Source organism: Ketobacter alkanivorans (genome assembly GCF_002863865.1).
GTDB lineage: Bacteria > Pseudomonadota > Gammaproteobacteria > Pseudomonadales > Ketobacteraceae > Ketobacter > Ketobacter alkanivorans.
Genome location: NZ_CP022684.1, coordinates 1,799,976 through 1,825,458, shown reverse-complemented (window position 1 = coordinate 1,825,458; position 25,483 = coordinate 1,799,976). Strand labels below are relative to the sequence as shown.

At 52.4% G+C, this 25,483-nt stretch carries 26 protein-coding genes; 15 read left to right on the top strand and 11 right to left on the bottom strand.

What is annotated here, in order from left to right:
• Window positions 1–31: 31 nt before the first annotated feature.
• The 9 genes from dmpG to Kalk_RS07825 form a co-directional block, all read right to left on the bottom strand.
• Window positions 32–1,057 (bottom strand): 4-hydroxy-2-oxovalerate aldolase, encoded by a 1,026-nt coding sequence (gene dmpG, locus Kalk_RS07865; protein ID WP_101893670.1) that lies wholly within the window; start codon window positions 1,055–1,057, stop codon window positions 32–34.
• Window positions 1,057–1,950, bottom strand: a complete 894-nt coding sequence (locus Kalk_RS07860; protein WP_101896247.1) for an acetaldehyde dehydrogenase (acetylating) — start codon at window positions 1,948–1,950, stop codon at window positions 1,057–1,059. Before Kalk_RS07860 ends, dmpG begins: the two co-directional genes overlap by 1 nt.
• Before the next feature lie 103 nt (window positions 1,951–2,053).
• A complete protein-coding gene (locus Kalk_RS07855) occupies window positions 2,054–2,848 on the bottom strand; it encodes a fumarylacetoacetate hydrolase family protein (RefSeq protein ID WP_101893669.1) in 795 nt (264 codons plus the stop codon).
• On the bottom strand, window positions 2,845–3,684 hold the full coding sequence (locus Kalk_RS07850) for an alpha/beta fold hydrolase (protein WP_101893668.1): 840 nt from the start codon (window positions 3,682–3,684) through the stop codon (window positions 2,845–2,847). The genes Kalk_RS07855 and Kalk_RS07850 overlap by 4 nt, the downstream gene beginning before the upstream one ends.
• 19 nt (window positions 3,685–3,703) lie before the next feature.
• Window positions 3,704–4,564: an SDR family NAD(P)-dependent oxidoreductase gene (locus Kalk_RS07845; protein ID WP_101893667.1), complete on the bottom strand. Its 861-nt coding sequence runs from the start codon at window positions 4,562–4,564 to the stop codon at window positions 3,704–3,706.
• A 15-nt stretch (window positions 4,565–4,579) separates the two neighbouring features.
• The gene (locus tag Kalk_RS07840; protein ID WP_101893666.1) at window positions 4,580–5,779 is read right to left on the bottom strand and encodes a flavin-dependent monooxygenase; all 1,200 of its coding nucleotides are present in this window, start codon (window positions 5,777–5,779) and stop codon (window positions 4,580–4,582) included.
• A 20-nt stretch (window positions 5,780–5,799) separates the two neighbouring features.
• Complete coding sequence (locus Kalk_RS07835) at window positions 5,800–6,291, bottom strand: flavin reductase family protein (RefSeq protein ID WP_101893665.1); 492 nt, start codon at window positions 6,289–6,291, stop codon at window positions 5,800–5,802.
• A gap of 102 nt (window positions 6,292–6,393) precedes the next feature.
• A complete protein-coding gene (locus Kalk_RS07830) occupies window positions 6,394–7,299 on the bottom strand; it encodes a VOC family protein (RefSeq protein ID WP_101893664.1) in 906 nt (301 codons plus the stop codon).
• Between the two features lie 22 nt (window positions 7,300–7,321).
• Window positions 7,322–8,887 carry a FadD3 family acyl-CoA ligase gene (locus Kalk_RS07825; protein ID WP_101893663.1) on the bottom strand — a complete coding sequence of 522 codons (1,566 nt, stop codon included), beginning with the start codon at window positions 8,885–8,887 and terminating at the stop codon, window positions 7,322–7,324.
• A gap of 246 nt (window positions 8,888–9,133) precedes the next feature.
• Here Kalk_RS07825 and Kalk_RS07820 point away from each other — a divergent pair, with 246 nt between their 5' ends.
• From Kalk_RS07820 to Kalk_RS07750, 15 genes are all read left to right on the top strand, one after another.
• Window positions 9,134–10,009 (top strand): CoA transferase subunit A, encoded by an 876-nt coding sequence (locus tag Kalk_RS07820; RefSeq protein WP_101893662.1) that lies wholly within the window; start codon window positions 9,134–9,136, stop codon window positions 10,007–10,009.
• Between the two features lie 28 nt (window positions 10,010–10,037).
• Window positions 10,038–10,841 (top strand): CoA-transferase subunit beta, encoded by an 804-nt coding sequence (locus tag Kalk_RS07815; protein WP_101893661.1) that lies wholly within the window; start codon window positions 10,038–10,040, stop codon window positions 10,839–10,841.
• A 37-nt stretch (window positions 10,842–10,878) separates the two neighbouring features.
• Window positions 10,879–11,334 (top strand): Zn-ribbon domain-containing OB-fold protein, encoded by a 456-nt coding sequence (locus tag Kalk_RS07810; RefSeq protein WP_101893660.1) that lies wholly within the window; start codon window positions 10,879–10,881, stop codon window positions 11,332–11,334.
• Window positions 11,331–12,527 carry a lipid-transfer protein gene (locus tag Kalk_RS07805; RefSeq protein WP_199768029.1) on the top strand — a complete coding sequence of 399 codons (1,197 nt, stop codon included), beginning with the start codon at window positions 11,331–11,333 and terminating at the stop codon, window positions 12,525–12,527. The genes Kalk_RS07810 and Kalk_RS07805 overlap by 4 nt, the downstream gene beginning before the upstream one ends.
• Before the next feature lie 9 nt (window positions 12,528–12,536).
• The gene (locus Kalk_RS07800) at window positions 12,537–13,691 is read left to right on the top strand and encodes an NAD(P)H-dependent flavin oxidoreductase (protein WP_101893659.1); all 1,155 of its coding nucleotides are present in this window, start codon (window positions 12,537–12,539) and stop codon (window positions 13,689–13,691) included.
• Between the two features lie 18 nt (window positions 13,692–13,709).
• On the top strand, window positions 13,710–14,471 hold the full coding sequence (locus Kalk_RS07795; RefSeq protein ID WP_101893658.1) for an enoyl-CoA hydratase family protein: 762 nt from the start codon (window positions 13,710–13,712) through the stop codon (window positions 14,469–14,471).
• Between the two features lie 17 nt (window positions 14,472–14,488).
• Window positions 14,489–15,652, top strand: coding sequence for an acyl-CoA dehydrogenase (locus Kalk_RS07790; protein WP_101893657.1), 1,164 nt, complete (start codon window positions 14,489–14,491; stop codon window positions 15,650–15,652).
• Window positions 15,653–15,666: 14 nt separating this feature from the next.
• Complete coding sequence (locus Kalk_RS07785) at window positions 15,667–16,737, top strand: acyl-CoA dehydrogenase family protein (protein ID WP_101893656.1); 1,071 nt, start codon at window positions 15,667–15,669, stop codon at window positions 16,735–16,737.
• A 19-nt stretch (window positions 16,738–16,756) separates the two neighbouring features.
• Window positions 16,757–17,905 carry an acetyl-CoA C-acetyltransferase gene (locus Kalk_RS07780; protein WP_101893655.1) on the top strand — a complete coding sequence of 383 codons (1,149 nt, stop codon included), beginning with the start codon at window positions 16,757–16,759 and terminating at the stop codon, window positions 17,903–17,905.
• Between the two features lie 25 nt (window positions 17,906–17,930).
• Window positions 17,931–18,815: an SDR family oxidoreductase gene (locus Kalk_RS07775; protein ID WP_101893654.1), complete on the top strand. Its 885-nt coding sequence runs from the start codon at window positions 17,931–17,933 to the stop codon at window positions 18,813–18,815.
• Between the two features lie 84 nt (window positions 18,816–18,899).
• Window positions 18,900–20,114 carry an acyl-CoA dehydrogenase family protein gene (locus Kalk_RS07770; RefSeq protein ID WP_101893653.1) on the top strand — a complete coding sequence of 405 codons (1,215 nt, stop codon included), beginning with the start codon at window positions 18,900–18,902 and terminating at the stop codon, window positions 20,112–20,114.
• Window positions 20,111–21,304, top strand: a complete 1,194-nt coding sequence (locus Kalk_RS07765; RefSeq protein ID WP_101893652.1) for an acyl-CoA dehydrogenase family protein — start codon at window positions 20,111–20,113, stop codon at window positions 21,302–21,304. The genes Kalk_RS07770 and Kalk_RS07765 overlap by 4 nt, the downstream gene beginning before the upstream one ends.
• A 39-nt stretch (window positions 21,305–21,343) precedes the next feature.
• Window positions 21,344–22,135, top strand: a complete 792-nt coding sequence (locus tag Kalk_RS07760) for an SDR family oxidoreductase (protein ID WP_101893651.1) — start codon at window positions 21,344–21,346, stop codon at window positions 22,133–22,135.
• A 34-nt stretch (window positions 22,136–22,169) separates the two neighbouring features.
• Window positions 22,170–22,628 carry a MaoC family dehydratase gene (locus tag Kalk_RS07755; RefSeq protein ID WP_101893650.1) on the top strand — a complete coding sequence of 153 codons (459 nt, stop codon included), beginning with the start codon at window positions 22,170–22,172 and terminating at the stop codon, window positions 22,626–22,628.
• A gap of 36 nt (window positions 22,629–22,664) precedes the next feature.
• Window positions 22,665–23,867, top strand: coding sequence for an acetyl-CoA C-acyltransferase (locus Kalk_RS07750; protein WP_101893649.1), 1,203 nt, complete (start codon window positions 22,665–22,667; stop codon window positions 23,865–23,867).
• A gap of 65 nt (window positions 23,868–23,932) precedes the next feature.
• Here the strand turns inward: Kalk_RS07750 and Kalk_RS07745 are convergent, their stop codons facing one another.
• Together Kalk_RS07745 and Kalk_RS07740 are read right to left on the bottom strand one after the other, a co-directional pair.
• On the bottom strand, window positions 23,933–25,024 hold the full coding sequence (locus Kalk_RS07745; RefSeq protein ID WP_101893648.1) for a glutathione S-transferase family protein: 1,092 nt from the start codon (window positions 25,022–25,024) through the stop codon (window positions 23,933–23,935).
• A gap of 43 nt (window positions 25,025–25,067) precedes the next feature.
• Entirely contained in the window at window positions 25,068–25,478 is a 411-nt protein-coding gene (locus tag Kalk_RS07740) for a hypothetical protein (protein WP_101893647.1), read from the bottom strand.
• Window positions 25,479–25,483: the final 5 nt, after the last annotated feature.

Genomic DNA, 25,483 nt, shown 5'->3' with positions numbered 1-25,483 from the left:
TCTAGTCGAAACATTGAGCAATATCAGTGCGTTAGCCAACCTTTGCTTTGGCCAGCTGCATGGCCACATCTTCGATCAAATCTTCTTGCCCACCGATGGCCTTGCGCTTCGCCATTTCCAGCAGAATATCCTGGGATGGTACGCCGTACTTGGCTCCGGCGCGTTTGGCAAACAGCAGAAACGATGAATACACCCCGGCGTAGCCTAGAATCAGGGAATCCCTGTCTACTCGCACCAGATGATCCATCATGGGGATGACCTTTTCTTCGGCGACCGCCATTAGCTTGAAGATGTCCACACCGGTTTCGGCTTCCATGCGATCCATAACGGCAGCAAAGATTTCCAGGGGGGTGTTGCCAGCACCTGCACCCAAGCCAGCCGCAGAGCCGTCAATGCGATTTGCTCCGGCTTCGACTGCAGCCATGGAATTGGCTACTCCAAGGCCAAGATTATGATGACCGTGGAACCCCAGTTCAGTCTCAGGTTTCAAGCGGGCGCGTAGCAGGCCGATGCGCTCAGTTACTTGGTGAGGCAGCATGTAGCCCGCCGAGTCAGTGCAATAGATGCAATTGGCACCGTAGCTTTCCATTAGCAAGGCTTGTTGCAACAGTTCATCGGGACTGATCATGTGCGCCATCATCAGAAACCCGACGGTATCCAACCCCATATCACGAGCCATGCCTATGTGTTGCTCGGACACGTCGGCTTCGGTGCAGTGGGTGGCCACGCGAATGGTACCTACACCCATGTCTGCCGCCATTTTTAGATGATCGACAGTGCCAATGCCCGGCAGCAGCAGTGCTGAAACCTTAGCGTTTTTTAATTTGGGAATCACAGCATCCAGATAGGCTTCGTCGGTTGCCGCCGGGAATCCGTAGTTTACCGAAGCACCACCAAGGCCGTCACCGTGGGTGACTTCGATCAAGGGAACGCCGGCATCGTCCAGTGCACATGCGATGTCTATCATCTGGTCGATGCTGATTTGGTGGCGTTTAGGATGCATGCCATCCCGCAGACACATATCGTGCAGGGTGATTTTTTTGCCTTTAAAATTCATTACAGTGCTCCTTTTGCCATGGCTTCAGCGTACATTTCGGCGGTGCGCAATGCGGCGGCGGTCATGATGTCCAGATTGCCGGAATATTTCGGCAGAAAATCTCCCAGCCCTTCAACTTCCAGGAATACAGTAACGCGGTTGCCATCGAATACCGGATCATTGGTAAGCCGGTATCCGGGCACGTATTGTTGCACGTCTTCTACCATGGCGTGGATGGATGCAAGAATCTTGTCTTGATCTGGCTCATCTGCTGTAAGGCAATGTACGGTATCTCGCATAATCAGGGGTGGTTCCGCCGGATTCACGATAATGATGGCTTTACCTTTTTTTGCGCCGCCAATTTTCTCGATAGCGCCGGATGTAGTGCGGGTGAATTCATCGATGTTTTTTCGCGTGCCGGGGCCCACGGACTTGGAGGCAACGGTGGCAACGATCTCGCCGTATTCGACGGTCTGCACGCGACTAACGGCAGCCACCATGGGAATCGTGGCTTGTCCGCCGCAGGTCACCATGTTGACGTTTTCCTTGCGGCCTTCTTTCAATAAGCTTTGCAGATTGACCGGTGGGATACAGTAAGGGCCGATGGCTGCCGGGGTCAGGTCGATCATAATGGCGCCCTGTTCGTTCACCTTGCGGGAGTTTTCCGCATGCACATAGGCGGAGGTGGCATCAAAGGCGATCTGGATGTTGTCGTCTTTCATGTGAGGCAGCATACCGTCTACCCCACTGGTTGAGACTTTCATGCCAAAGTCCCGTGCTCGTTTTATGCCTTCGGATTCTTCTATGCCTACCATCCACACTGGCTCGATCCAGTCACTGCGCATGGCTTTCATGAGCAGGTCTGTGCCAATGTTGCCAGGGCCAATGATGGCGGCCCGTAATTTTTGCGACATGATGTTGTTCCCCATGTTGTTCCCGACGTTGTTCTTGGTGGAGTTGCTGAATTTGTGTTTAGAGAGTTCGTATATAAGAAATGCTTTTCGATGCGTTAGGCAATCAACAAAAACGAACGGTGGCGCTGCCAATACCGGACAGCTCCATATGCATTTCATCGCCAGCCACCACCGGCTCCAACGGCACCAGTGAGCCAGATAAGATCACTTCCCCAGCTTTAAACGGAATTCCAAACTCACCTAAGGTGTTGGCCAGCCAGGCAACGGCAGTCAGTGGGTTGCCTTGCACAGCAGAACCTTTTCCGTTGCTGATGGGTGCGCCATTTTTGAATACCGTGACTTCTAGGTTTGGTAGATCAACCTCGTGAGGGCTCACCCGTTCATCGCCGATCACAAATACACCGCAGGAGGCGTTGTCGGCGATGGTGTCCTGAATCTTGATCTTCCAATCCTTGATGCGTGAATCCACAATTTCAAAGCAGGGCATGATGCATTCTGTGGCATTCAATACATCCTGTTCTGTTACGCCCGGCCCCTGCAAATCCTGCTTTAACAGAAAGGCGATTTCTGCTTCGGCCCTGGGTTGAATCAGGTTGCCTTCGATCGGGCAATCTGCTTTGTTGTTCACTGCCATATTGGATGTGAGAAAGCCAAAGTCAGGCTGATAGACACCAAGCATCTCTTGCACCGCCAACGAGGTGACCCCGATCTTTTTACCTACTATTCTTTCTTTGGTGTGATCCAGACGGGCTTTCAGCATGGCTTGGGAAATATAATAGGCATCTTCAATATCAATGTTGTCGAAGCGCTCAGTAAGAGGTGCCAGGGTTTGGCACGAACTTAATGCACGAAATAACTCTTCACCTAAATGTTGGCGTTGTTCGGATGACAGGCTCATACAGGGTTAGCTTCCAGAAATTCAAGGCTGCGTTGGTTAAACAGATCAGCGTGCTCAATCATGGCCCAGTGGCCGCATTGGCTTAGGGTAATCATCTGAGCGTTGGGGCAGTACCGCACAATTTTCTCGGCACCTGTGATCGGACAGAAGTTATCCTGGCCACCCCAGAACCCCAGCACCGGTTGCTTCACGTCGGATAAGCGATCAGTCAGATTAGGAATGACCATGCGTTTGAAGACACTGCTGTTCTGGGTTTCCAGAATGCGGAAGCGCTCTTCTATAAGCTCGTCGGTAATAAACCGAGGATCATGAACGATCAGCTGCAATACCTGCTTAAGGTAGGCGGGGGTGAATTCAGGGGAGTCCAGCGGTATCTTGGTCATGGCCTGAATACCAGGCATGGTTTGGAAATACGTTATTTGATCCTCCAGGCCACCGCACCCCATAAGAATCAAATGACTGATGCGAGTTGGATGGGCCAATGCCAGGCCAATACTGATCGCGCCACCTAATGAGTTACCAACAAGCGCGAACTGTTGCAAGTCCAGTTGATCTGCAAACTCAGTTACACACTGCACAAAGAAATCCAGCGTGTAGTCGGTGTCCGGTTTGTCGCTGTCGCCAAAACCGGGCAGATCCGGAATGATTACCCGATAGCCGCCCTGTGCGAATGCTTGGGCATTGTACCTGAAGTTCGACCAGCCGCTGGCACCGGGGCCGCTGCCTTGAAGGAATAGAACAGGGTGGCCTTGTTGTGGCCCCAGTTCACAGTAGCTTATGGTAATGCCATCGCAGACTTGCAGAGTATGGCATGGCGGTTTGGCTGGTATAGTCATGATGTGGCCACTCTAAAAGTTATTGCACAACGGCTGGGTTGTAGGGCAGAGGACCACCCAAGGCTTCACGATGAGAGTGGGGTTGGGAGCCATCCAGATCGCAGACGCCCAACTCCATTCCGATTTCTGCGCCAATGAAGGCGCGGCCGGTTTTATCCAAAAGGTTTTCATCACGGTACAGCGCATCAATGACACGGCCGGTAAATTCAGGCGATTCCGCCATCTGGAAAAAAGCGGCGTATTTTTCCGGGTCGGCCGCCATCACAGCATCCAGGCGCTCGGTTTTCAGTACACCCATCCAGATGGAGGCACAACCAACATTGAACGGTTTAAGATCCTGTGCCATATCCCAGATCATTTTATCGCTGCCGGCCTTCTGTGCACCGTAGGCTGGGCCGTGCATATAGCAGGCAGCGCCGGGCGAGCTGGTGTTCACGATCAATCCGCTTTTCTGTTGCGCCATAATACGTGCGGCGTAATAGCTGGCAACATAACTGGAGCGTAAGCCCACATTGAGAATGTCGACTAAATCCAGAGATTTCTCCCAGAATGGGCCGGGCATGACTAAATCGTCGTGCAGAGCGGTGGCATTGTTGACCAAAATATCCAGCTGGCCACGTTCTTCCATGATCTGCTGAAAGAGTTGTTTAACTTGGGCATCATCACTGTGATCACATACCACCGGCACGCCCACACCACCCATGCGGGTAATCGCGTTGGCAGTTGCAAACACGGTGCCTGGCAACGGAGCGTCACCTTCTTTCTGACTGCGGCCAGTGATATAGACGATATCGCCTAAACGGCCGAACGCTTGAGCGATACCTTTGCCGGCACCACGACTGGCACCGGTAACCAAGATAACTCGCGGGGAAAGGTTCATTGCTGTGCCCCGCAGTTATAGGAAGAAGTCAGTGTTATCCAAGCCCAATTGCACGGCGCCGTAATTGCGGCCGTACTGGTATGGGTTATTGGCAACATGGGCTCGGCCAGCAAGAATATCCAGCACAAAGCGTTGCAGTGGGCTGCTGGTGAAAATGGCACGGCCACCACACATTTTTTGCAGTTCCAGCACCTCAGCCAGGCATGCCTCGGGCACGGCTGCAGATTCATAGCGGTACTGAATACGCAGGTTAATATCGGTAGGCTCACCGCGGCGCGCATCAGCCATCAATTGATCGAAGATCTGAGTCAACCTCAGTTTGAGCTGATCAACCAGAGATTGAGCGCGAGACACCGCCATTTGAGCATGAGGGTCTTCAGCTGTTTTGGCACCGGAGTTGCTGCCAACGCGTTTTGAGGCAACTTCTCGATAGGCATTGATGGCACCTTGGGTAGCGCCGATGGTGGAACCTGAAACCGCTCGCGGGAACAGTTGCCCAAAAGGAATTTTGTATAGTGGAATTGTTTTGGAATCAATGCCCGGGTTGGTGCCACGGAATCCGTCCAGTGAGCTGTGGGTGCGATGCTCTGGTACAAAGACATTCTCTACAACGATGTCGTTGGAGCCGGTACCTTGCAGGCCAAAGGTATGCCATGTGTCAACCACTTTAAAATCACCTCGTGGTACCAGAAACGTCCGATAATTAGGTTCCGGATTGTCGGCAGTCGGTGGCACAACACCACCCAGAAATACCCATTCGCAGTGGTCGCAGCCGCTGGAGAAGGCCCAGCGGCCACTGAAGTTAAAGCCGCCTTCCACTGGTTCGACTTTGCCTACGGGCATGTAGGATGAAGCAATAAGAATACTGGTATCGTCTTTCCAGACATCTTCCTGAGCTTTTAGATCGAATAAGGCAATTTGCCAGTTATGAACGGCAATAACGCCGTAGATCCAGGCAGTAGACATGCAGCCTTCGGCCAGCGCCATCTGTACTTCGAAAAAAACCTGTGGATCCATTTCGTAGCCACCCCAGCGCTTGGGCTGAAGCACGCGGAAGAATCCTGCCTCCTGCATTTTAGCGATGGTGTCTTCGGGGACTTTTCGCTCCGCCTGCGCGCGAGGGGCCTGTTCCTTTAGGAAGGGAATCATGTCTTTTGCCCGCTGAATGATCAGTTCGGGGGTCACGTCCTGCAGGCTCTTTTCTTGTGCTGTCATGATGATTCTCGCTCTTGTTTTTATACGGCTACGGGCAGATCCAGATCGGCGTAGCGACCGGCGTGGAAAATGAGAGGTGGCTGTTCTCGGTTTTCGAATGCGACAACGCGCCCAACGATGATGATGTGGTCACCGCCATCATATTGATGTTCGGTTTGGCACTGGAATACAGCACTATAATCGTTTAGCAGTGGAACCCCGCCCAAACCATCGCTATGGCTTACGTTATAGAATCTATCATCGCAGCTGGATGCAAATTGATTGGACAGCGTTTGCTGGTTGGCATGCAGAACGTGGATGGCGAAACGGTCGGCGTTAACAAATTCATTAAAGGAATTTGATGAGCGGGCAATGCTCCACAATACCAGCATCGGGTCGAGTGAGACTGAGCTAAAGCTGTTAGCTGTCATACCCACTTTGTTGCCTTGTGCATCCACGGTCGTAATTACCGTTACCCCGGTGGCGAACTGGCCAAGGGCGCTGCGAAACGCTTTCTGATCAATTTGAGACATAGTGCTTTTCTCTTGTTATCCTGATGCTATCGTCTCAACAGGCCATTTAAATTTCCTACCTCAAATGGCCTACTCCATAGAGACTGAATGGGGCAACCGCCGTTACTCCATGCCTACGCTGAAGTCGTGCCCCCAGAAGCTGTTCACGGTGCTTTGAAACGGTGAGTAGCGGCTCCAGTCCTCAACGGTACGGCCTTCGGCACCGTATTCCAGCATGAACCCTGATGGCGTGGCCATGTAGAAACTCACCATGTGATCATTGGCGTGTCGGCCTAGGGTGCCCGTAAGCTTCACGTTATGTGCTTTCATCCTATCCATGGCGCGCCCGACTTCATCAACCCGGTCGGTTTCCACCATTACATGCACACAACCGGCAGGCATGGGGCACTCGAAAATAGCCAGGCTGTGATGGCGCTCATTACAATGCATGAAGTACAGGCGTTTTTCAGGTTCGTTCGGATCTGGGGTGAAACGCACTTTCATTAAGTCGGATAGGTCAAAACCCATCACGTCTTTATAGAATTGCAGACAGCCATCGAAACTGGGGGTGGGCAGTACAACATGACCAAACCCCTGATCGCCGGTGATAAACTGCTTGATGCCGACCGGAGAGGCAAACTGTCCGAAATCTGAAATCGGCCCCCAGTACAATTCATGTCGGTTGCCATCCGGGTCAGAAAAACTCACCAGATCCTGAACTCTGCGTTGGGCCAGTAGATCGGCACTAGCGCGCTCGAAATTGATGCTGTGCCGTTCCAGCGTATTCAATGCTTCATTGAAATTATCCTCTCCCGCAACTTCCCAACCGCTGAAGGCATAGCCATCGCTATCGGATTTATTAACCACGATTCGCCAGGGCCTGTCGTCCATCTTCAGGTAAACACTGTCATCATTTGGGCTAAGTTGCTCCGAAACATCCATCATCCCCAACACTTGGGTTCCGTAGTGCGCCCAGCGTGCCGGGTCAGTACAATTGACGCCAATGTATCCAAGACTGTGTATTTTCATTGTTATAATCCTTGTGGGTGCACTAAAGGCTGAGCTTTCTCAGTTCGGGTTTTAACACTTTGCCAGACGCATTGAGAGGCAGGTGCTCCATAAACTCTACCTGTCGCGGAACTTTATAGTTCGCCATGTGCTCGCGGCACCAGGCGATTAGTTCATCTGCTGTCAAACTGCTGTCGGGTTTAAGTACGGCAAAAACCTTTGCTACTTCTCCCATGCGCTCGTCGGTAACACCAATAACGGCGTTCATGGCGATATCCGGGTGGTTGGCAATGGTCTTTTCGATCTCGGCGGGATAGCAATTGAAACCGCCGGTAATAAACATATCTTTCAGGCGGTCTGTTATTTTCAGATTTCCATCGGCATCCATGATCCCAATGTCGCCGGTGTGCAGCCAGTTGTCAGCATCTATCGCTTCGTGGGTGGCCGGTTCGTTCTCAAAGTAGCCCTGCATGACGTTAAATCCGCGAACCACAATTTCGCCTGGCTCGCCTCTGGGAACCTCCTGATTATTGCTGTCAACACAGCGAAGCTCTACACCGGGGATCGCGCGGCCGGATGTGGTTGCGATGGTTTCGTCGCTATCGCCCTGTCGGCAAGCGGTGACCAAGCCGCAAGTTTCAGTAAGCCCATAGGCTGTAATAACGGTATTTAGGCCTAAAACGGATTTCATTTTTCGAATCATCTCTACCGGTATGACAGCTGCGCCGGTAGTGGCTTTTTGCAGTGTTGAAAGATCGTGTTGGCCCAAATTTGGATGTGCCAGTAACGATTGAAAAAGAGTCGGAGGCCCCGGCAGTACAGAGATGCGATCACGGCTGATTCGCTGCAGAATGTCCTCTGTGTCGAATACTGCGTGGGGTAGCAAGGTAACGCCTTTCAGCAGGCACGCCAGAATTCCGGCTTTGTAGCCAAAGCTGTGAAAGAAAGGGTTGATCACCAGATAGCGGTCCCCTTGGGTAAGACCGACTATTTCGGAGAAATGGGTAAAGGCGCGAAGATTTTGCTCGTGACTCGTCATCACGCCTTTGGGGTGTCCGGTTGTTCCGGACGTAAACAGAATGTCTGAAATATCAGTGTCGCTAATGCTTGCAAGGCGTTGTTGAATATCCTGCTCAGTGATATTGCCGCTATCGTCTAGGAACGCTTCCCAGCGGGTATGCGGGCTGTCGTCATCACCGCGAAAGACTATGATTTTTTCCAGATCAGGAAGGGCTTCGTCTTTTAGTTGCGCAGGATAGTCTGTTCCCAGAAAGCTGCTTATAGAAAATAGAATCCTGGCACGACTTTGCCTAAGAATGTAGGCGGCTTCGCTACCTTTGTAACGAGTGTTTAGCGTAACCAGAACTGCACCTGCGCATTGTGCGCCAATCGCTGCAATCACCCACTCGCTGATATTGGGGGCCCAAACGGCGATTCTGTCACCCTTACGTATCCCGCTTGCCAGCAATGACCCCACTACGGAATTTACTTGCACGGCAAAATCATCGAATCCGATGCGGGTTCGATGCTCTTCTAAAAACAGGTCGTTGCCGTAGGTTCTGGCTGCTTGCTCCACCAATTGAGGGATGGTGGTAACGGGTATCTGCATGTTGGTTTTTACCTGTGAAAAGGACTGTATTTCCTTGTTGAAAAAAGTATCGGAATGGCCCCTGAGTGTCCTAGTCCACTTGGACGATTTTAGTGGCGAGTAAAGTTCCCATAATGCCCAATAAGCACTCAGGCTTGCATTTTGGTAATCAAGCGATCTGCCTAACTATGCGTTTTTTAAAGGAAAGTAGTTTAGGTCGCAACGTCTGAGGTGGTGGGCTAACAGAACAAGAAAGAGAGCCAGTAGATGAATAAAGTGATGTCGGCACAGCAGGCCGTTGGTCAGATTGAAAGCGGTATGACCATTGGTGTCGGTGGTTGGGGCCCTCGCCGTAAACCGATGGCGTTAGTGCGTGAGCTGATGCGTACCGATGTAAAAGATCTGACGGTAGTCTCCTACGGCGGTGCTGATGTCGGAATGTTGTGTGCTGCTGGAAAAGTCAGGAAAGTGATATTTGCCTTCGTGTCTTTGGATTTCATACCGCTTGAGCCCTATTTTCGCGAAGCTCGTCAGAATGGCAGCATTGATGTGATGGAGATTGACGAGGGGTTGATGTTGTTAGGATTAAGAGCTGCAGCCTGGCGCCTGCCCTACATTCCCACCGCTGTTGGCTTGGGCACGGATGTTGTCAAAAATAATCCAGATTTAAAGGTGATTGACAGCCCCTATGATGACAAAGAGTGGCTGGCCATGCCTGCCCTGAATTTGGATATTGCCTTGATTCACGTGGATCGAGCCGACGAGCGCGGTGTTTGTCAGATTAAGGGCCCCGATCTATACATGGACGACTGGTTTGCTCGCGCGGCGCAAAACACCATTGTGAGTTGTGAAGAATTGGTAGACACCGCGCACTTTCATCAAGGAGATGAGGCGCGCTATGTGCATTGGGAGCGCGCTCAAACCCAGGCGGTGGTGCCCATTCCCGGTGGTGCGCATCCATCCTCATGTAATCCTTTTTATGGTTTTGATACCAAGCATTTCAAGGAATACAACGTTTCGGCCAAAGAGGGTGGTTTTGACGGTTACCGTGCAAAATATCTGAGTGGAACCACTGAACAGGATTACCAGCAAGCCGTTGGCGGGCTGGATGCCATTCGCAAACTACCTCTACCTGTTTATTAATCACGCCGGACTGTAACGGGAACTAACAATGAATCAGACAGTACAAGAATACAGCCTGGCGGAATTGATGATCTGCGCGGCTGCCGAAGCCTTTCGTCATGATGGTGAAATACTGGCAACAGGCATTGGCCTGCTGCCACGGCTGGCGGCTAGCCTGGCCATGAAAACAATCAACCCCGATATGATGATGACGGATTCCGAATCCTACATGTTGAGTGATCCCAATCCAGTCAGTGGTCGCACCTCTCATGAAGGGCAAGCGCAAGAAAGTTGGATGGGCTTCTCCCGCATATTTGACAACGTGTGGAGCGGTAAGCGTCATGCCATGGTAGGGCCATCGCAGATAGATCGTTATGGTCAAACCAATATCTCAGCATTGGGTGGCAGCTATCAGCAACCTAAAGTGCAGATGCTAGGTGCCCGTGGTTTTCCGGGCAATTCCATCAGTCATGCCAATTCCTTTTTCGTACCGGCCCACAGCAAGCGGGTTTTTGTGCAGGATGAATGTGATGTGGTGTGCTCCATTGGTTACAACCCGGAGCGTCTACCCAAGGGCTACAGTCTGGATGATATTGATATTCGGATGGTGATCACGGATCTGTGTGTGATGGATTGGAATGGGCCTAATCACATGCTGCAACTGTTAAGCCTGCATCCTGGGGTTACGGTTGAGCAGGTATTGGAAAACACCGGTTTTGAGATTTATGTGCCAACTGATGTGCCGGTGACTGCTGCGCCAACTCAACAGCAGTTGCAAACAATTGCGCAGCTTGACCCTCTCAACTGGCGTTCCAAACAACTTAAGGATAATCCGCCCGGCGATCGACGCTGACCCTAGGCATAAAAAATTTAAATACAGCGGTGACGACATGAGTGAAGAAACTAACGCGGCAGCTGGCAAGAAAAACAGGCAACCGGCTTTGGAAGGCTGGTTTACCCTGGATCAGGAAAAGCCCCACCTGATTGGCAATCAGTGCGCTGGTTGTGGCTCGTACTATTTTCCCAAGGCTAAACATTTCTGTAAAAATCCAGCCTGCAATAGTGATCAATTCAACGATGTGCCTTTAAGTCGCACCGGCAAGGTGTGGTCGTTCACCAATGCGGAATATCAACCCCCAGAGCCCTATGTGGCAGCCGATCCCTACGTTCCTTTTACCATTGCTGCGGTTGAGCTGGAAAAAGAAAAAATGATTGTGCTGGGCCAGGTCGTATCCGGTGTCAATCCTTCCGACCTCAAGGCCGGTATGGAAATGGAACTGGTACTCGACACACTCTTTGAAGACGAGTCGACTGAGCATGTCACCTGGAAGTGGAAACCACTATGAGTAATGGCAGCATGAATAATGACATCGCAATATTGGGGGTGGGGATGCACCCCTGGGGAAAATGGGGCAAAAACTTCGTCGAATATGGTGTTAAGGCAGCCCGTGATGCGCTGACGGATTCTGGCGTAGCCTGGCAGGATATCGGTTTTGTTTCCGGTGCGGCCACCATGCGCTGTGGCTATCCTGGGTATGTGGCCGGAGCCACCTTTGCGCAGGCGTTGGGATGGCAGGGAGCAGAGGTGAACACCAGTTACGCCGCGTGTGCTTCCGGTTCTCAGGCCCTGGCTGCGGCACGTGCGAAAATACTGTCCGGTGCCTGTGATGTTGCTTTGGTGGTGGGAGCAGATACTACCCCTAAGGGGTTTCTGGCACCCCAAAAAGGCGAGCGGCCCGATGATCCGGACTGGGTGCGCTTTCGTTTGGGCATCACCAATCCTACCTACTTTGCGCTCTATGCCCGTCGGCGTATGGAAATGTATGGTGATACCCAGGATGATTTCGCCCTGGTCAAAGTGAAGAATGCAGAACACGGATTCCAGAATGAATACGCTCGATATCGCAAGCGCTTCACGGCTGAAGATGTTGCCGCGTCCAACATGGTGGCAGATCCCTTACGTTTGATGGACATTTGTGCCACCTCTGATGGCGGTGCCGCACTGGTGGTTTCCAGTTTGGAATATGCAAAAAAAATTGGCCGAGGTGATGCAGTGAAGGTGGCGGCGATTTCCACCGTTACCCCCACCTACGCATCCTCAATTATTGAAATGCCCGACATTGCCACGGATTCGGCTGCGGTGGTGGATGCGCACAGCTTCCGTGCGGCATTACCCATCAAGGCCTATGAAGAGGCTGGCATCTCTCCTGCTGATGTTAATGTGGCCGAAGTTTATGACTTGTCCACCGCACTGGAACTGGATTGGATGGAAGATCTGCAATTGTGTGAGCGCGGTCAGGCAGCGCAATGGGTGCGTGACGGTGCCACCCGAATCGGAGGCCGCTTGCCAGTGAACCCATCGGGTGGTTTAGCCTGCTTTGGGGAGGCTGTGCCAGCTCAAGCGTTGGCTCAGGTCTGTGAGCTGACCCGGCAACTAAGAGGTGAAGCCGGAGCACGGCAAGTAGAAGGTGCCCGAGTTGGTATTACTGCAAATCAGGGTCTGTTTGGTCATGGCTCTTCCGTAATCGTGAAACGATAGGGGCTGATCATGGGTAGCGCAGAACCGAAGAAAACAGTTCTGAATACAAAGTTATGTCAGTTGTTGGGGTGTGAATATCCCATTATTCAAACTGCCATGGGCTGGGTGGCCGATCCCACTTTAGTGGCCGCTACCTGTAATGCAGGTGGCTTTGGTTTTTTGGCAGGCGCGGTTATGACCCCAGCAGAAGTAGAGCAGGGCATATTGGCGATCAAACAAAAAACCGATCGGCCTTTTGGTGTCAACTTCCACATGTATTCACCGGGTGCTGCCCAGATTATTGATCTGTGCATTAAGCACCGGGTGAAAGCGGTGAGCTATAGCCGTTCCCCTGCCAAAGCGATGGTGAATAAACTTAAGCAGGCTGGTGTGGTATGTATCCCCACAGTGGGAGCGTTGAAACACGCTGTTAAGGCAGTGGAAATGGGTGCCGATGCGGTAGTCGTGCAAGGCGGTGAAGGCGGCGGACATACCGGTGCAGTATCCTCCAATATTCTATTGCCACAGGTGGTGGATGCGTTGACGGTGCCGGTTATTGCCGCCGGTGGCTTTAAAGATGGTCGAGGTTTGGTGGCTGCGTTGTCCTACGGTGCCGAAGGGATCGCGATGGGAACTCGCTTTTTACTCACGCAGGAATGCCCTGTGCCGGATGTCACCAAGCAGGAATATTTAAAGTCGGTTACCGAGCAGATCATTGTTAGTAAAAAGCTTGATGGCATGCCTCAGCGCATGATCATGAATGATTGTTTGCAACAGCTGGAAACCAAATCAACCTTAGGCATGTTATGGATGGCCATAACCAACGGTCTGGCCTTCACCAAGCTCACCGGCGGATCGCTGTTTGCCATGCTGAATTCCGCCTGGAAGATGAAAAAATCAAACGGTATGACTCTGGGCCAGACCATGATGGCGGCCAATGCGCCCATGATGATTCAGGAAGCGATGGTAAAAGGCCATCCGCAACAGGGTATTCTGCCCAGTGGCCAGATAGCAGGTGTTATCACCGATCTGCCGACGGTATCAGAGCTGATAAATAATATCGTTCACGAAGCCGAAACAGTATTGAAGCGCTTATCTGCAGGTTCCACTACAGATCAAAGCGGAGCTACTCATAACAATACAGTACAAACCGAATCAGTATCCGGTCTGGCGACCCACAACTGAGAATATTGGGGAACACGCATGGCGTTTGAAACCGTAATTGAAAATGGCATTGCCGAACTGATTTTCTGCAAGCCCCCTGTGAATGCCTTTAACAGTCAGGAGTGGTCGGCTATTTCCAGGCAGTTGGATCAGCTGGGTGTGGATCCTCAGGTAAAAGTGATTGTTATCCGTGCAGAAGGCAAAGGATTCTGCGCCGGGGTGGATATCAAGGAATTGGCAGCAGACAGCTCTCGAATTGTTGCAGTAAACAAAGGCAACTACGATACCTTCAAGTCCATTCACTTGAATCCCAAGCCGGTTATTGTCGCTCTGCATGGTTTTGTGTTGGGTGGTGGTATTGGTATTTCTGGTGCTGCGGACATCATCGTTGCCTCTGAATGTGCACGTTTTGGTGTGCCCGAAGTAGATCGTGGTGCGATGGGCGGTGGTGCTCATTTACAACGTATGTTCCCGGTGCAAAAAGTGCGATACATGTATTACACCGGTGAGTTTATTGATGCTCAGGAAGCGTATCGGCTGGGGGCAGTAGAGCGGGTGGTTCCGAAAGCAGAACTGCGTGACGTGGTATTGAAGATGGCAGCAAAGATTGCCGAAAAAAGCTCCCCCATGATTCAACTGGCCAAAGAAGCGCTCACCGGCATCGAAGATGGAAACCTGGAAGACAAATATCGCTGGGAGCAGGGATTCACCCTGCAAGCCTACACCGATGATGATTCACAAGAAGCCCGCGACGCCTTTGTGGAAAAACGCGATGCCACTTTCAACCAGACCAAAGCCTGAAGCGGGAGCAATACTGGATGGATTTGAATTATACCCCTGAACAAATAGCGTTTCGTCATGAGGTGCGCGACTGGCTGCAAGCCAACGTGCCTCGGACTGCGTTGAAATCGTTCGATACAGCCGAGGGTTTTGAACAGCATCGTCAATGGGAGCAAACCCTGGCGCAGGGCAATTGGGGCATGGTGACCTGGCCCAAAGAATACGGTGGCCGTGGTTGCAATCTGATTGAGTGGCTGATTTTTGAAGAAGAATACTACCGTGCCCAAGCGCCACTGCGGGTCAATCAGAATGGTATCTTTTTGCTGGGGCCAACCTTAATGGAATATGGCACCCCAGAGCAGAAAGAGCGCTTCATTACCAAGATGGCCAGCGGTGAAGAAATGTGGGCTCAGGGTTGGTCAGAGCCGGGCGCCGGCAGTGATATGGCAGCTATACGCTCCAAGGCAGTACGTGAAGGGGATGAATACGTTCTTAATGGGCAAAAAGTATGGTCCACCCGCGCAGTGTTTGCCGATTGGGTATTCTGTATTTTTCGTACGGATCCCACCTCTGAGCGTCATCATGGATTGTCTTTCATATTGGTGCCCCTGGATGCCCCCGGCATTACAGTACGGCCCATTCCCCAGTTAAACGGCTTGCCCGGTTTTGCTGAAATATTCTTTGATGATGTACGGGTGCCGGTGGCGAATTGTTTAGGGGGTGAGGGTGAAGGCTGGAACATCGCCATGGCCACTGCTGGCTTTGAACGTGGTTTGATGCTGCGTAGCCCTGCCCGGTTTCAGGAGACAGCAAAGCGTTTGGTTGCACTCTATCGTGAGCACGCCAACGATATCGTTGATCTAAGTGTTGAAGATGCAGTGGTGAAATCCTTTATGGATGCAGAGGCCTATGCGCTTTCTACTTATCAAACTGCATCGCGTTTGATGAAGGGCGGAAAAATCGGCTCTGAGGCTTCGGTTAACAAAATTTCCTGGTCGGAGCTGGATCAACACATGCACGAAACGGCCATGCGCATCCTGGCTAACAATGCAGAACTGCTGCCTGATGCTAATACCGAAGCCACAGTGGGTAACTGGCTTGAAGGGTTTTTGTTTGCACAGTCTGGCCCTATCTATGCGGGTACCAATGAAATTCAACGCAACATCATCGCCGAGCGTTTGCTTGGCATGCCGCGTAAATAGGCGAGGGGCAGATCATGGATTTTACATTCAGTGAAGATCAGTTGGTGTTTTGCGACAGCGTAAAACAGTTTCTGCAGAAAGAAGTGACTGCTGATAGCTTGCGCACCGGTTGGGATTCACAAACCGGCCGAGACGAGGCTTTATGGCAGCAGATGGTAGAGCTGGGTCTTACTGCAATGCTGGTGCCGGAACAGTTCGGTGGTTTGGGTATGAGCGAGCTGGACTTTGTTCTGTTGGCTCAGGAATGCGGTCGGGTTGCGTTGGCAGAGCCTTTAGTTGAAACCGCATTGGTAGCCACGCCGTTGCTGGCTTGTCAGGCAGACAGAGATGCCCGTTGTGCCACCTTGCTTGAAAAAATTGCTACCGGTGAACGTCGTGTAGCCGTTGGACATGCAGTGAATCCAACGGTGAGTGATGCTCATATTGCAGATTATCTGATATTACCCAGCGGTAATGAGATCCACCTGCTTGAGCGCGAGCGCGTCAGTCTTATTCCCCTGCAAAGTGTGGATCCCAGCCGCCGTCTGTTTAAAGTGGAATGGCGCCCGGAAGAGGAAACCCTGCTGGTGAATGGTGCCAGGGGTGTGTCTGCGATGGCAGCAACGTTGAATCGTGGAGCGTTGGGTGCCGCCGCCCAGTTAATCGGGTTGGCTGAGGCGATGGTGGATATGACCGTTCAATACACCACGGATCGTTTTCAGTTTGGCCGTGCTATCGGTTCCAATCAGGCTCTGAAACATCATATGGCCAACTGCGCGGTAAAAACCGAGTTTGCCAAGCCCGCGCTGTATCGTGCCGCCTATACCGTAAGCCAGCGTCCGGTGCATGCAGACTTTGCGGTATCTCACGCCAAGGTTGCTGCCGGTGAAGCGGCTTTGCTGGCAGCAAAGAATGGCATTCAATCCCATGGCGCAATGGGTTACACCTGGGAATGCAACCTCCATATCTGGATGAAGCGAGCTTGGGCGTTGGACAAATTCTGGGGCCACTCCGGTTTTCATAAAAATCGTCTGCATCAATGGTTGATGAACCCCAATGCCAAAATAGGGGCAGATAAAACCTTTGGTGAACAGCACAAAATTTAACGAGTGAGAGAGAATTAACATGGCTGAAGCCTATATTGTAGATGCGTTGCGCAGCCCTACCGGCCGCCGCAAAGGGGGGCTGGCTCACGTTCACGGAGCAGACCTGGGTGCCCATGTGTTGCGCCAATTGGTTGAGCGCAATGGTATTCCGGATAACGAATACGATGACGTCCTCTTCGGTTGTGTCGACACCATCGGGCCATTGGCCGGTGATATCGCCCGCACTTGCTGGCTTGCCGCCGGGTTAAGTGATGAGGTGCCAGGCACCACTATTGATCGTCAGTGCGGATCATCCCAGCAATCAGTGCATTTTGCTGCCCAGGCGATTATGTCCGGCACCATGGATGTGGTGGTTGCCGGTGGCGTGCAGACCATGACTCAAATTCCAATTTCATCCGCTATGATGGCAGCGGAGCCGTTGGGTTTCAGCGATCCTTTTACTGGTTCCAAGGGCTGGGTTGCCCGCTATGGTGATCAGCCGCCCACACAATTCCGTTCGGCCCAAATGATTGCCGACAAATGGAATCTTTCCCGTCGTGAGTTGGAGGAATTCTCTTACGATTCTCATCAGCGTGCCTTGCGTGCCATTGCAGAAGGTCGTTTCGATCGTGAGATCGTGCCACTGGAAGGCGTCACCATGGATGAAACGCCACGGGATACCTCGCTGGAAAAAATGGCAGAGCTGGATTTTCTGTTCGGTTGTGACAAGGTAACGGCGGGCGTTTCATCGCAAACCTGTGATGCTTCTTCTGCCATGTTGATCGTGTCAGAACAAGCCTTGAAACGCTACAACCTGACACCGAGGGCCCGTATTCATCATATCTCAGTGCGCGCAGAAGATCCGATCTGGATGTTAACGGCCCCTATCCCTGCCACCCGTTATGCGCTGAAAAAAGCCGGCATGACCATGAATGACATCGATCTGGTGGAAATCAATGAGGCCTTTGCCTCGGTACCCTTGGCGTGGTTAAAGGAATTGGATTATGACCATGCCAAAACCAATGTGAATGGAGGGGCCATTGCACTGGGCCATCCACTGGGGGCTACTGGTACCAAGCTAATGACGACATTGCTGCATGAACTGGAACGCACCGGCGGTCGCTATGGTTTACAGACCATGTGCGAAGGCGGTGGCCAGGCCAACGTAACGATCATCGAGAAATTATAAGAGCAAGATTCTGGAGCAAATAACAATGCCAAGCTCAGCTATCTGTAAAGATCGAGTAGTCATCATCACCGGCGCAGGCGGTGGCCTGGGAGCCTCCTACGCCAAAGCCCTGGCTGCAGAAGGTGCCAAGGTTGTGGTTAACGATATCAATGCCCAAGCCGCCCAGTCTACGGTGGATGCCATAAAGGCGGCCGGTGGAGAGGCGATTGCTAACACATCGGATATCACGAATTACGAAGATTCTGCCAACGCAGTTAAACAGGCGGTGGACACCTTTGGAGCGTTGCACGCCGTGGTGAACAATGCAGGTATTTGCCGCGATCGTATGTTCGCATCCCTCAGCGAAGCCGATTGGGATGCCGTCATTGCCGTTCACCTTAAAGGCCATTTCTGTATCAGCAGCCACGCTGTGCACTATTGGCGTGATCGTAGCAAACAGGGCGAGAAAGTGGATGCGCGCATCGTCAATACTTCCTCAGGGGCTGGCTTGAATGGATCGGTAGGCCAATCCAATTATGCCGCTGCAAAAGGTGGCATTGCCTCCCTCACATTAAATCAGGCGGCGGAGCTGCGCCGTTATGGTGTAACAGCTAATGCGCTGGCACCGGCAGCGCGTACCGGCATGACCGAAGATGTGTTTGCCGACATGATGCGCAAGCCAGACGATGGCTTTGATTTCTACGATCCTGCCAACGTAGCACCCATTGTGGTGTGGTTGTGCAGTGAAGAATCCAGCTCGGTCAGTGGCCGAGTATTCGAAGTGGCCGGTGGCAAAATTTCAATCGCTGATGGTTGGCGGACCACAGCAGGCGTGGACAAAGGCGCACGCTGGGAGCCAACAGAAATTTCCGCAGCGATGGACGAGTTGCTAAGCAAAGAAACACCCGCACAAAAAGTTTACGGTGCGTAAACGGTTTGGGTTTGGGGAGTTCATGACACATCCCTCGTTATGACACTCCCTTTTTTTATTCGAGTTCAGGAGTAAAGAACCGCTATGGAGTTTGTGTTTACTGACGAGCAGAACATGATTCGCGACACCGCGGAATCCTTTCTGCAGGAAGTCTCCACCAGCGCGGCCATACGTGATGTTATGGTTACCGATCGCGGCTACGATCCTGCCCTATGGCAGACCGTGTGCTCAGATCTGTATTGGCAAGCCATTCACACTCCTGAGGACTACGGTGGCATGGGGCTGGGCTATGTAGAGCTCGTTGCCATGCAAGAGCAGATGGGGCGTTATCTTTTCTGCTCCCCTTATTATGCTTCCGTATGCATGGCGATCAATGCCGTATTGGTGGCTGGCACTGCTGAACAGAAACAACGACTGTTACCTCAATTCTGCGCTGGCAAAACCGCCACGCTGGCGTTTGCCGGTGAGGCAGCAGCTGGTTACGGTGGCCGCTGGGATGTGGCCACCGTGGATGCTACTTTTGAAGCCAAAGGCGATGGATATCTGCTTAACGGACACTATGAATTTGTCATTGATGGTGCTTCTGCTGATTATCTGATATTGGCCGCGCGCGATGCAGCAACTAAGGGCGCTGCAAGCCAGGGGCATCACGGCATCAGCCTGTTTGTTGCTGACGCCAACAGCCCTGGCATCAAACGTGAATTGCTTCCCACCATGGATCAAACCAGAAAGTGGGCGCGTATCAGTGTCACCGACGTGGTAGTGCCGAATTCAGCCCTGCTGGGTGCGCAGTCGCAGTCTGGCGACGCGCTGGCTATGGTGTTAGATCTGGCTACCGTTGCTTTGGCTGCAGAGCAGATGGGCGGCGCGCAACAATTGTTGGATATGACAGTTGCCTACACTAAAGAGCGCAACCAGTTCGGCCGCGCCATTGCGGGGTTTCAAGCCATCAAACACAAAGCGGCGGACATGATGCTAAGGGTAGAAGTGGCCCGCTCCGGTGTGTACTACGCCGCCTGTGTAGCCGAAGAAGCATTACAGGCCATTCAGGCCGGTACGGCGGTGGACTTAGTGGCATTGCAGGAGGCCGCCAGCGTAGCCAAGGCCTATTGCTCTGATGCGTTTTTTAAAAATGCGGGGGAGGCCATTCAAATCCATGGCGGCGTGGGCTTTACCTGGGAGTACGACGTGCACCTTTATTTCAAACGCGCGAAAGCTTCAGAACAGTACTTGGGAACCGGTGCCTGGCATCGGGAGCGGTTGGCAGCGTTGCTGCTGGACGGGGAGGGCGTGTTATGAAATTAAGTTTCAGCGCCGCAGACGAGCAGTTTCGTGAGGAAGTCGCAAGTTGGTTGCAGCAGAACCTGCAAGGCGAATTTGAAGCCATCCGCTATCGGGGCGGCCCCGGTGATGAACACATGTACCATCATGAACGTCACGCCTGGGAACAGCGCATGGCCCAAGGCGGTTGGACCTGTGTAGGCTGGCCCAAACAATATGGTGGCCGTGGCTGCTCCATCGAACAGCAGGTAATCTTTTTCGAGGAATATGCCCGCGCCGGTGGCCCCGGTCGGGTGGGGCATATCGGTGAAGGTCTGGCGGGGCCTACCATCATGGCCTTTGGCAGCGATGCACAAAAGCAAAAGTATCTGCCGGGCATTGTGAGTGGCAAAGAACTGTGGTGCCAGGGTTATTCCGAACCCGGTGCCGGTTCTGATCTGGCTAACGTTAAAACCAAAGCCCGTTTTGATGAATCCAAGCAACAGTGGGTGATCAACGGCCAAAAAGTCTGGACCTCGCTGGCGCAGGAGGCGGACTACTGTTTTGTGCTGGCCCGCACCGATCCTGAATCCAAAGCCCACAAAGGCTTGGGCTTTTTTCTGGTGAAGATGGTTCAGCCCGGTATAGAAGTGCGCCCGATCCAGCAAATGACCGGCACCAGTGAATTCAACGAAGTGTTTTTTGACGATGCAGTTTGTGCAGCCGATGACATCGTAGGTGCCCCCGGTGATGGCTGGAAGGTGGCCATGGGATTGCTGGGCTTTGAGCGGGGAGTCTCCACGCTTGGCCAACAAATGCAGTTCCAGAATGAGTTTAATGAGATTTTAAAAATCGCTAAAGGCAATGGAGCGGCACAGGATCCAGCATTACGCCAGCGCATTGCCAAGGCCCATACCGAACTGAAGATTATGCGCTACAACGCCATGCGCATGCTGTCAGGCCAGTCCGGTGGCGATGGATCGCTGCAAAAAGAGGCCCTAATCTACAAATTATTCTGGGCCAGTTGGCACCGGGAGCTGGGTGAACTGGCCATGGATGTGTTGGGCCCACAAAGCCAGATATTGGAAGCGGCACCCTATCAACTGAGCCGCCTGCAGGCCATGTACCTGTTTGTGCGCTCGGATACCATTTACGGCGGCACCAATCAGATCCAGCGCAACATCATTGCCGAGCGCGGTTTGGGTATGCCCAAAGAGCCGCGCCCTTAACAACGCGCTTATAAAAACAGGAATTCAGTAGGAGAACCCATGGACATTCATAACCCAAGTTACGTGCCAGGCCACCAATTACTGGCGGGCAAATCCGTACTGATTACTGCCGCCGCCGGTGCCGGTATCGGTTTTGCGGCCGCTAAAAAGGCCGTGGAGGAAGGTTGCCGCGGCATCGTGCTGAGTGATATCCACGAAGGCCGCCTGCAACAATCCGTGCAAAAGCTAAAAGACGAAACCGGCCTGGATGCCGTGTATGGCAAAGTGGGCAACGTGGCCCACGAAGAAGACGTGCAGGCACTGATTGCCTTTGCCGAACAGCAATTAAATGGCGTGGATGTGCTGATCAACAACGCCGGGCTGGGCACCAGCTGCACCCTGGTGGACATGGACGACGATGAGTGGTTCAAGGTGATCGATGTTACCTTAAACGGCACCATGCGCATGACCCGCGCCATGATGCGCACCATGAAGGCAAGAGGGCAGGGCGGCGTGATTGTTAACAACGCCTCAGTGTTGGGTTGGCGTGCGCAGAAAGAACAAAGCCACTACGCGGCTGCCAAAGCCGGGGTAATGGCCCTGACCCGATGTGCCGCGTTGGAGGCCGCCGAATTCGGTGTGCGCATCAATGCCGTATCGCCCTCGCTGGCGGTACACCCCATGCTGAAAAAATCCGCGCCGCCGGAACTATTGGCAGAACTGGAAGGGCGTGAAGCCTATGGCCGTGGTGCCGAAACCTGGGAGATCGCCAACATCATGATGTTCCTGGCATCGGATTATTCCAGTTACATGACCGGGGAAATCCTGTCCTGCTCCAGCCAGCACGCTTAAGCACGGCAACCGATAAACAGTAGGAGAGATCATTGTGACCACCGTATTTAAATCCCCCCTCGATCTGGAAGCCGCCGTGGGCCAGAACCTGGGTAGCAGTGAATGGCTTACCATCGATCAGGCACGCATCAACCTGTTTGCCGATGCCACCGGTGATCATCAGTGGATTCATGTGGATCCAGAAAAAGCCAAGCAGGGTAGCTTTGGCTGCACCATTGCCCACGGTTATCTCACCCTGTCATTAGTAAATATGTTCTTGCCTCAGATTGTGGATGTGCAAGGCATCAGCATGGGCGTGAACTACGGCTCGGACAAACTGCGCTTTCCCGCCCCGGTTAAAGTGAACTCCCGAGTGCGCGGTGTGGGCGAACTGATTGCCGTAGAACAGATAAAAAATGCGGTGCAGGCGGTGATCCGCGTCACCGTGGAAATCGAAGGGGAAGACCGGCCCGCCTGTGTGGTGGATACCATTTCCCGCTACTACCCTGCTTAAACAGAATCCCATTTAACATAAACACAGGAATTTCCCATGCGTGAAGCTGTTATCGTCTCAACCGCCCGAACTGCCCTGGCCAAATCATTCCGCGGCGCCTTTAATGATACCGAAGCCCCCGCATTGGGTGGTGCCACCGTGAATGCCGTGGTGGCCAAAGCCGGTATCGATCCTGCCCTGGTGGAAGATTGCGTGTTCGGCGCGGCAGCCCAACAAGGCACCCAAGCCTATAACCTTGGCCGCCTGTGCGCCGTGGCTGGTGGCTTGCCAGAAACCACTGCAGGCATGGCCATTGAGCGCCAGTGCTCCTCAGGTTTGATGTCCATTGCCACGGTGGCCAAAGCCATCATGTGCAACGAATACGATGTTGGCATTGGCGGCGGTGTGGAATCCATCTCCCTCACCCAGAACAAACACAAAAACACCTATCGCAGCGTATCTAAAACCGTACTGGGTATCGATCCAACGGCCTACATTCCCATGATCGAAACCGCCGAAATCGTGGCGGAGCGTTATGACATCTCGCGCCAGGCGCAGGATGAATATTCACTGCTGAGCCAGCAGCGCACCGCAGCGGCACAACAAAACAACCTGTTTGCCGATGAAATCATTGCCATGACCGTGAACAAGGCCAACTTCAACAAAGAAACCAAAGAAACCAGCTTTGAAGAAGTGACCATCACTCAGGATGAATGCAATCGCCCCGGCACCACACTGGAAAGCCTCACCGCACTGGAACCAGTATGGAAGGATGGAAACTGGGTTAAGCAAGGCAAATTCATAACCGCCGGTAATGCATCTCAGCTATCCGATGGTGCGTCGGCATCCTTGCTGATGGACAGTAAAATGGCTGAGCAACTGGGCTTGCAACCCCTGGGTGCCTACCGTGGTGTGGCCGTAGCCGGTTGCAAGGCGGATGAGATGGGCATCGGGCCGGTGTTTGCCGTGCCAAAACTGCTGGCGCGCCACGGCCTGACTGTGGACGACATAGGCCTGTGGGAGCTGAACGAAGCCTTTGCCTCACAGGTGCTGTACTGCCAACAGAAACTGGAAATCGATCCGGCCAAAATGAACGTTAACGGTGGCGCCATCTCCATCGGCCATCCCTTTGGCATGAGCGGTGCCCGCATGGTGGGCCATGCCCTGCTGGAAGGTAAGCGCCAGGGCGCGAAATATGTGGTGATCACCATGTGTATTGGTGGTGGTATGGGTGCTGCGGGGTTATTTGAGGTCTATTGATTGGGGCTGAGCCCACTGGATATCTAGGTTGATACCTCTCTAATCCAGCGGGCTCGTTTACCTCCTCAACGATCGAGCACAACCTTATTCTGCCGCCGCCGAACACGTTGAGGTATGGGGTAGTTCAACAATTCCTGCAGGCCCTCTATTTTCGTTATGACTGCATTCACATCGTTTTGCGCCGTTACACCTAAGCCCTGATAGAAATCCACTGCTCGCTGCCACATCCACTGCATATAGGGGAATGTAAGGCGCGTCGACTGAACCCCTTCGATATCGAATGTCACTTTGCCGATAGCACGATGTATTTCATTGTCGTCATGTGTATCTGCCCAGGCTTTGACTTGATCGATTGTCTGCATTATCACGCTACCTTGTTCTTTAATCATGCGCGCCAGCACAGGTAAGAGTGTTTCAGGTATTTGATCGTCTGCCAGAAATGCACCGGTATTCGGCGCAGGGTTGATCATGCGCTCGATCCAGGTGACAACGTTTGGTGCGTTATCTTGCATTAAGCGGCCCGAGTAAGGGTCTCGATACAAATGCGCATAAAGAGGCCCGACAAGGCCGAAGTCGCCAATGCTTGGGCGCGGGCCCAGCAAATAATCATAGTTAGAGAAGTGTGCATCCAGATCGGAAAGTAAGGCTAGATAGCTGGCCTCAATCGCTGGTATGGTTGCCTCGCATATGCCTAAGCGAGGTAAGGCACCCTTAAAAGGTTCGGCCATTTTCTTGCCCACCTCAAACTGTTGCTCTGCACTTAGATCAGGCACCGCCGTGCGGCCAAACTCCTGCCAGGCAAACTGCACATTCTCGTCAAAACTCCAGCGATAATGCATGGCCGGGATCACCAGCCACTCATCGCCATAGATTTCAAGCAGCAACGCCACAAGCTTCTGAATCGGCGTTTCAGGGTAGATCGAAGCGTCAGGATACTGTGATTCTAAATAGTCAATGATTTCGGTGGTATCCTGAAGCGCCACGTCATCATCGGTGATCAGAACCGGTATATACTGTACTCCTGTTCGGGGAATAATGATGTTCTTGTAAACATTGTTGGTCGAGAGCACATCTTCGAAAGGGATGTTTTTGTATTTGAGGTAGCAACGAAGCTTGCCGGTATAGAGAGAAACTTCGGTGCCGATTAGTTTGTTCATTCGCTCAGCCTATCAATCGATTGGTTAAGTTAAGCATGCATCTTTACGCACTTGGTTTTGTCTGCGTCTTCGTTTCTATATAAATGGCAAGAAGCAACGTGATAACGATTGAAGATGAAACCAGCAAACCAAAATTAATGCCAAAAACCAAGTTTTCACTTCCGTTCAAAAATTTCATGCTACCGCCATAAAGATCCTGTAATGCGTACGCTACTATAAAACTACCCATCACTGCCAGGCTGATTGCTGCCCCAAGCACAACTCTTTTCTCTATCCAGATAAGCCACAAAACAATGAAACCGATGCTGGAATTTGTAATCAATTGCCAAACTTCATGAATGCGTACGTGTGGAGTCCAGTCTGGATTAAAGACGTGGGAGCTGTTTACCTCAACTATAGGGCTGCCCACTGCGTAAAATAGAACACATACAGTAATGAGTGCTTTAGATAGCATCAGAA

Excerpts from the sequence above, each read along its gene's own strand:
- Kalk_RS07825 (WP_101893663.1), bottom strand. The coding sequence starts at position 8,887 with ATGCAGATACCCGTTACCACCATCCCTCAATTGGTGGAGCAAGCAGCC.
- Kalk_RS07795 (WP_101893658.1), top strand. The coding sequence starts at position 13,710 with ATGGCGTTTGAAACCGTAATTGAAAATGGCATTGCCGAACTGATTTTC.
- Kalk_RS07835 (WP_101893665.1), bottom strand. The coding sequence starts at position 6,291 with ATGTCTCAAATTGATCAGAAAGCGTTTCGCAGCGCCCTTGGCCAGTTC.
- Kalk_RS07860 (WP_101896247.1), bottom strand. The coding sequence starts at position 1,950 with ATGTCGCAAAAATTACGGGCCGCCATCATTGGCCCTGGCAACATTGGC.
- Kalk_RS07805 (WP_199768029.1), top strand. The coding sequence starts at position 11,331 with ATGAGTAATGGCAGCATGAATAATGACATCGCAATATTGGGGGTGGGG.
- Kalk_RS07840 (WP_101893666.1), bottom strand. The coding sequence starts at position 5,779 with ATGACAGCACAAGAAAAGAGCCTGCAGGACGTGACCCCCGAACTGATC.
- Kalk_RS07845 (WP_101893667.1), bottom strand. The coding sequence starts at position 4,564 with ATGAACCTTTCCCCGCGAGTTATCTTGGTTACCGGTGCCAGTCGTGGT.
- Kalk_RS07775 (WP_101893654.1), top strand. The coding sequence starts at position 17,931 with ATGCCAAGCTCAGCTATCTGTAAAGATCGAGTAGTCATCATCACCGGC.
- Kalk_RS07790 (WP_101893657.1), top strand. The coding sequence starts at position 14,489 with ATGGATTTGAATTATACCCCTGAACAAATAGCGTTTCGTCATGAGGTG.
- Kalk_RS07820 (WP_101893662.1), top strand. The coding sequence starts at position 9,134 with ATGAATAAAGTGATGTCGGCACAGCAGGCCGTTGGTCAGATTGAAAGC.
- dmpG (WP_101893670.1), bottom strand. The coding sequence starts at position 1,057 with ATGAATTTTAAAGGCAAAAAAATCACCCTGCACGATATGTGTCTGCGG.
- Kalk_RS07855 (WP_101893669.1), bottom strand. The coding sequence starts at position 2,848 with ATGAGCCTGTCATCCGAACAACGCCAACATTTAGGTGAAGAGTTATTT.
- Kalk_RS07745 (WP_101893648.1), bottom strand. The coding sequence starts at position 25,024 with ATGAACAAACTAATCGGCACCGAAGTTTCTCTCTATACCGGCAAGCTT.
- Kalk_RS07830 (WP_101893664.1), bottom strand. The coding sequence starts at position 7,299 with ATGAAAATACACAGTCTTGGATACATTGGCGTCAATTGTACTGACCCG.
- Kalk_RS07780 (WP_101893655.1), top strand. The coding sequence starts at position 16,757 with ATGGCTGAAGCCTATATTGTAGATGCGTTGCGCAGCCCTACCGGCCGC.
- Kalk_RS07760 (WP_101893651.1), top strand. The coding sequence starts at position 21,344 with ATGGACATTCATAACCCAAGTTACGTGCCAGGCCACCAATTACTGGCG.
- Kalk_RS07850 (WP_101893668.1), bottom strand. The coding sequence starts at position 3,684 with ATGACTATACCAGCCAAACCGCCATGCCATACTCTGCAAGTCTGCGAT.
- Kalk_RS07750 (WP_101893649.1), top strand. The coding sequence starts at position 22,665 with ATGCGTGAAGCTGTTATCGTCTCAACCGCCCGAACTGCCCTGGCCAAA.
- Kalk_RS07800 (WP_101893659.1), top strand. The coding sequence starts at position 12,537 with ATGGGTAGCGCAGAACCGAAGAAAACAGTTCTGAATACAAAGTTATGT.
- Kalk_RS07765 (WP_101893652.1), top strand. The coding sequence starts at position 20,111 with ATGAAATTAAGTTTCAGCGCCGCAGACGAGCAGTTTCGTGAGGAAGTC.
- Kalk_RS07815 (WP_101893661.1), top strand. The coding sequence starts at position 10,038 with ATGAATCAGACAGTACAAGAATACAGCCTGGCGGAATTGATGATCTGC.
- Kalk_RS07740 (WP_101893647.1), bottom strand. The coding sequence starts at position 25,478 with ATGCTATCTAAAGCACTCATTACTGTATGTGTTCTATTTTACGCAGTG.
- Kalk_RS07770 (WP_101893653.1), top strand. The coding sequence starts at position 18,900 with ATGGAGTTTGTGTTTACTGACGAGCAGAACATGATTCGCGACACCGCG.
- Kalk_RS07785 (WP_101893656.1), top strand. The coding sequence starts at position 15,667 with ATGGATTTTACATTCAGTGAAGATCAGTTGGTGTTTTGCGACAGCGTA.
- Kalk_RS07810 (WP_101893660.1), top strand. The coding sequence starts at position 10,879 with ATGAGTGAAGAAACTAACGCGGCAGCTGGCAAGAAAAACAGGCAACCG.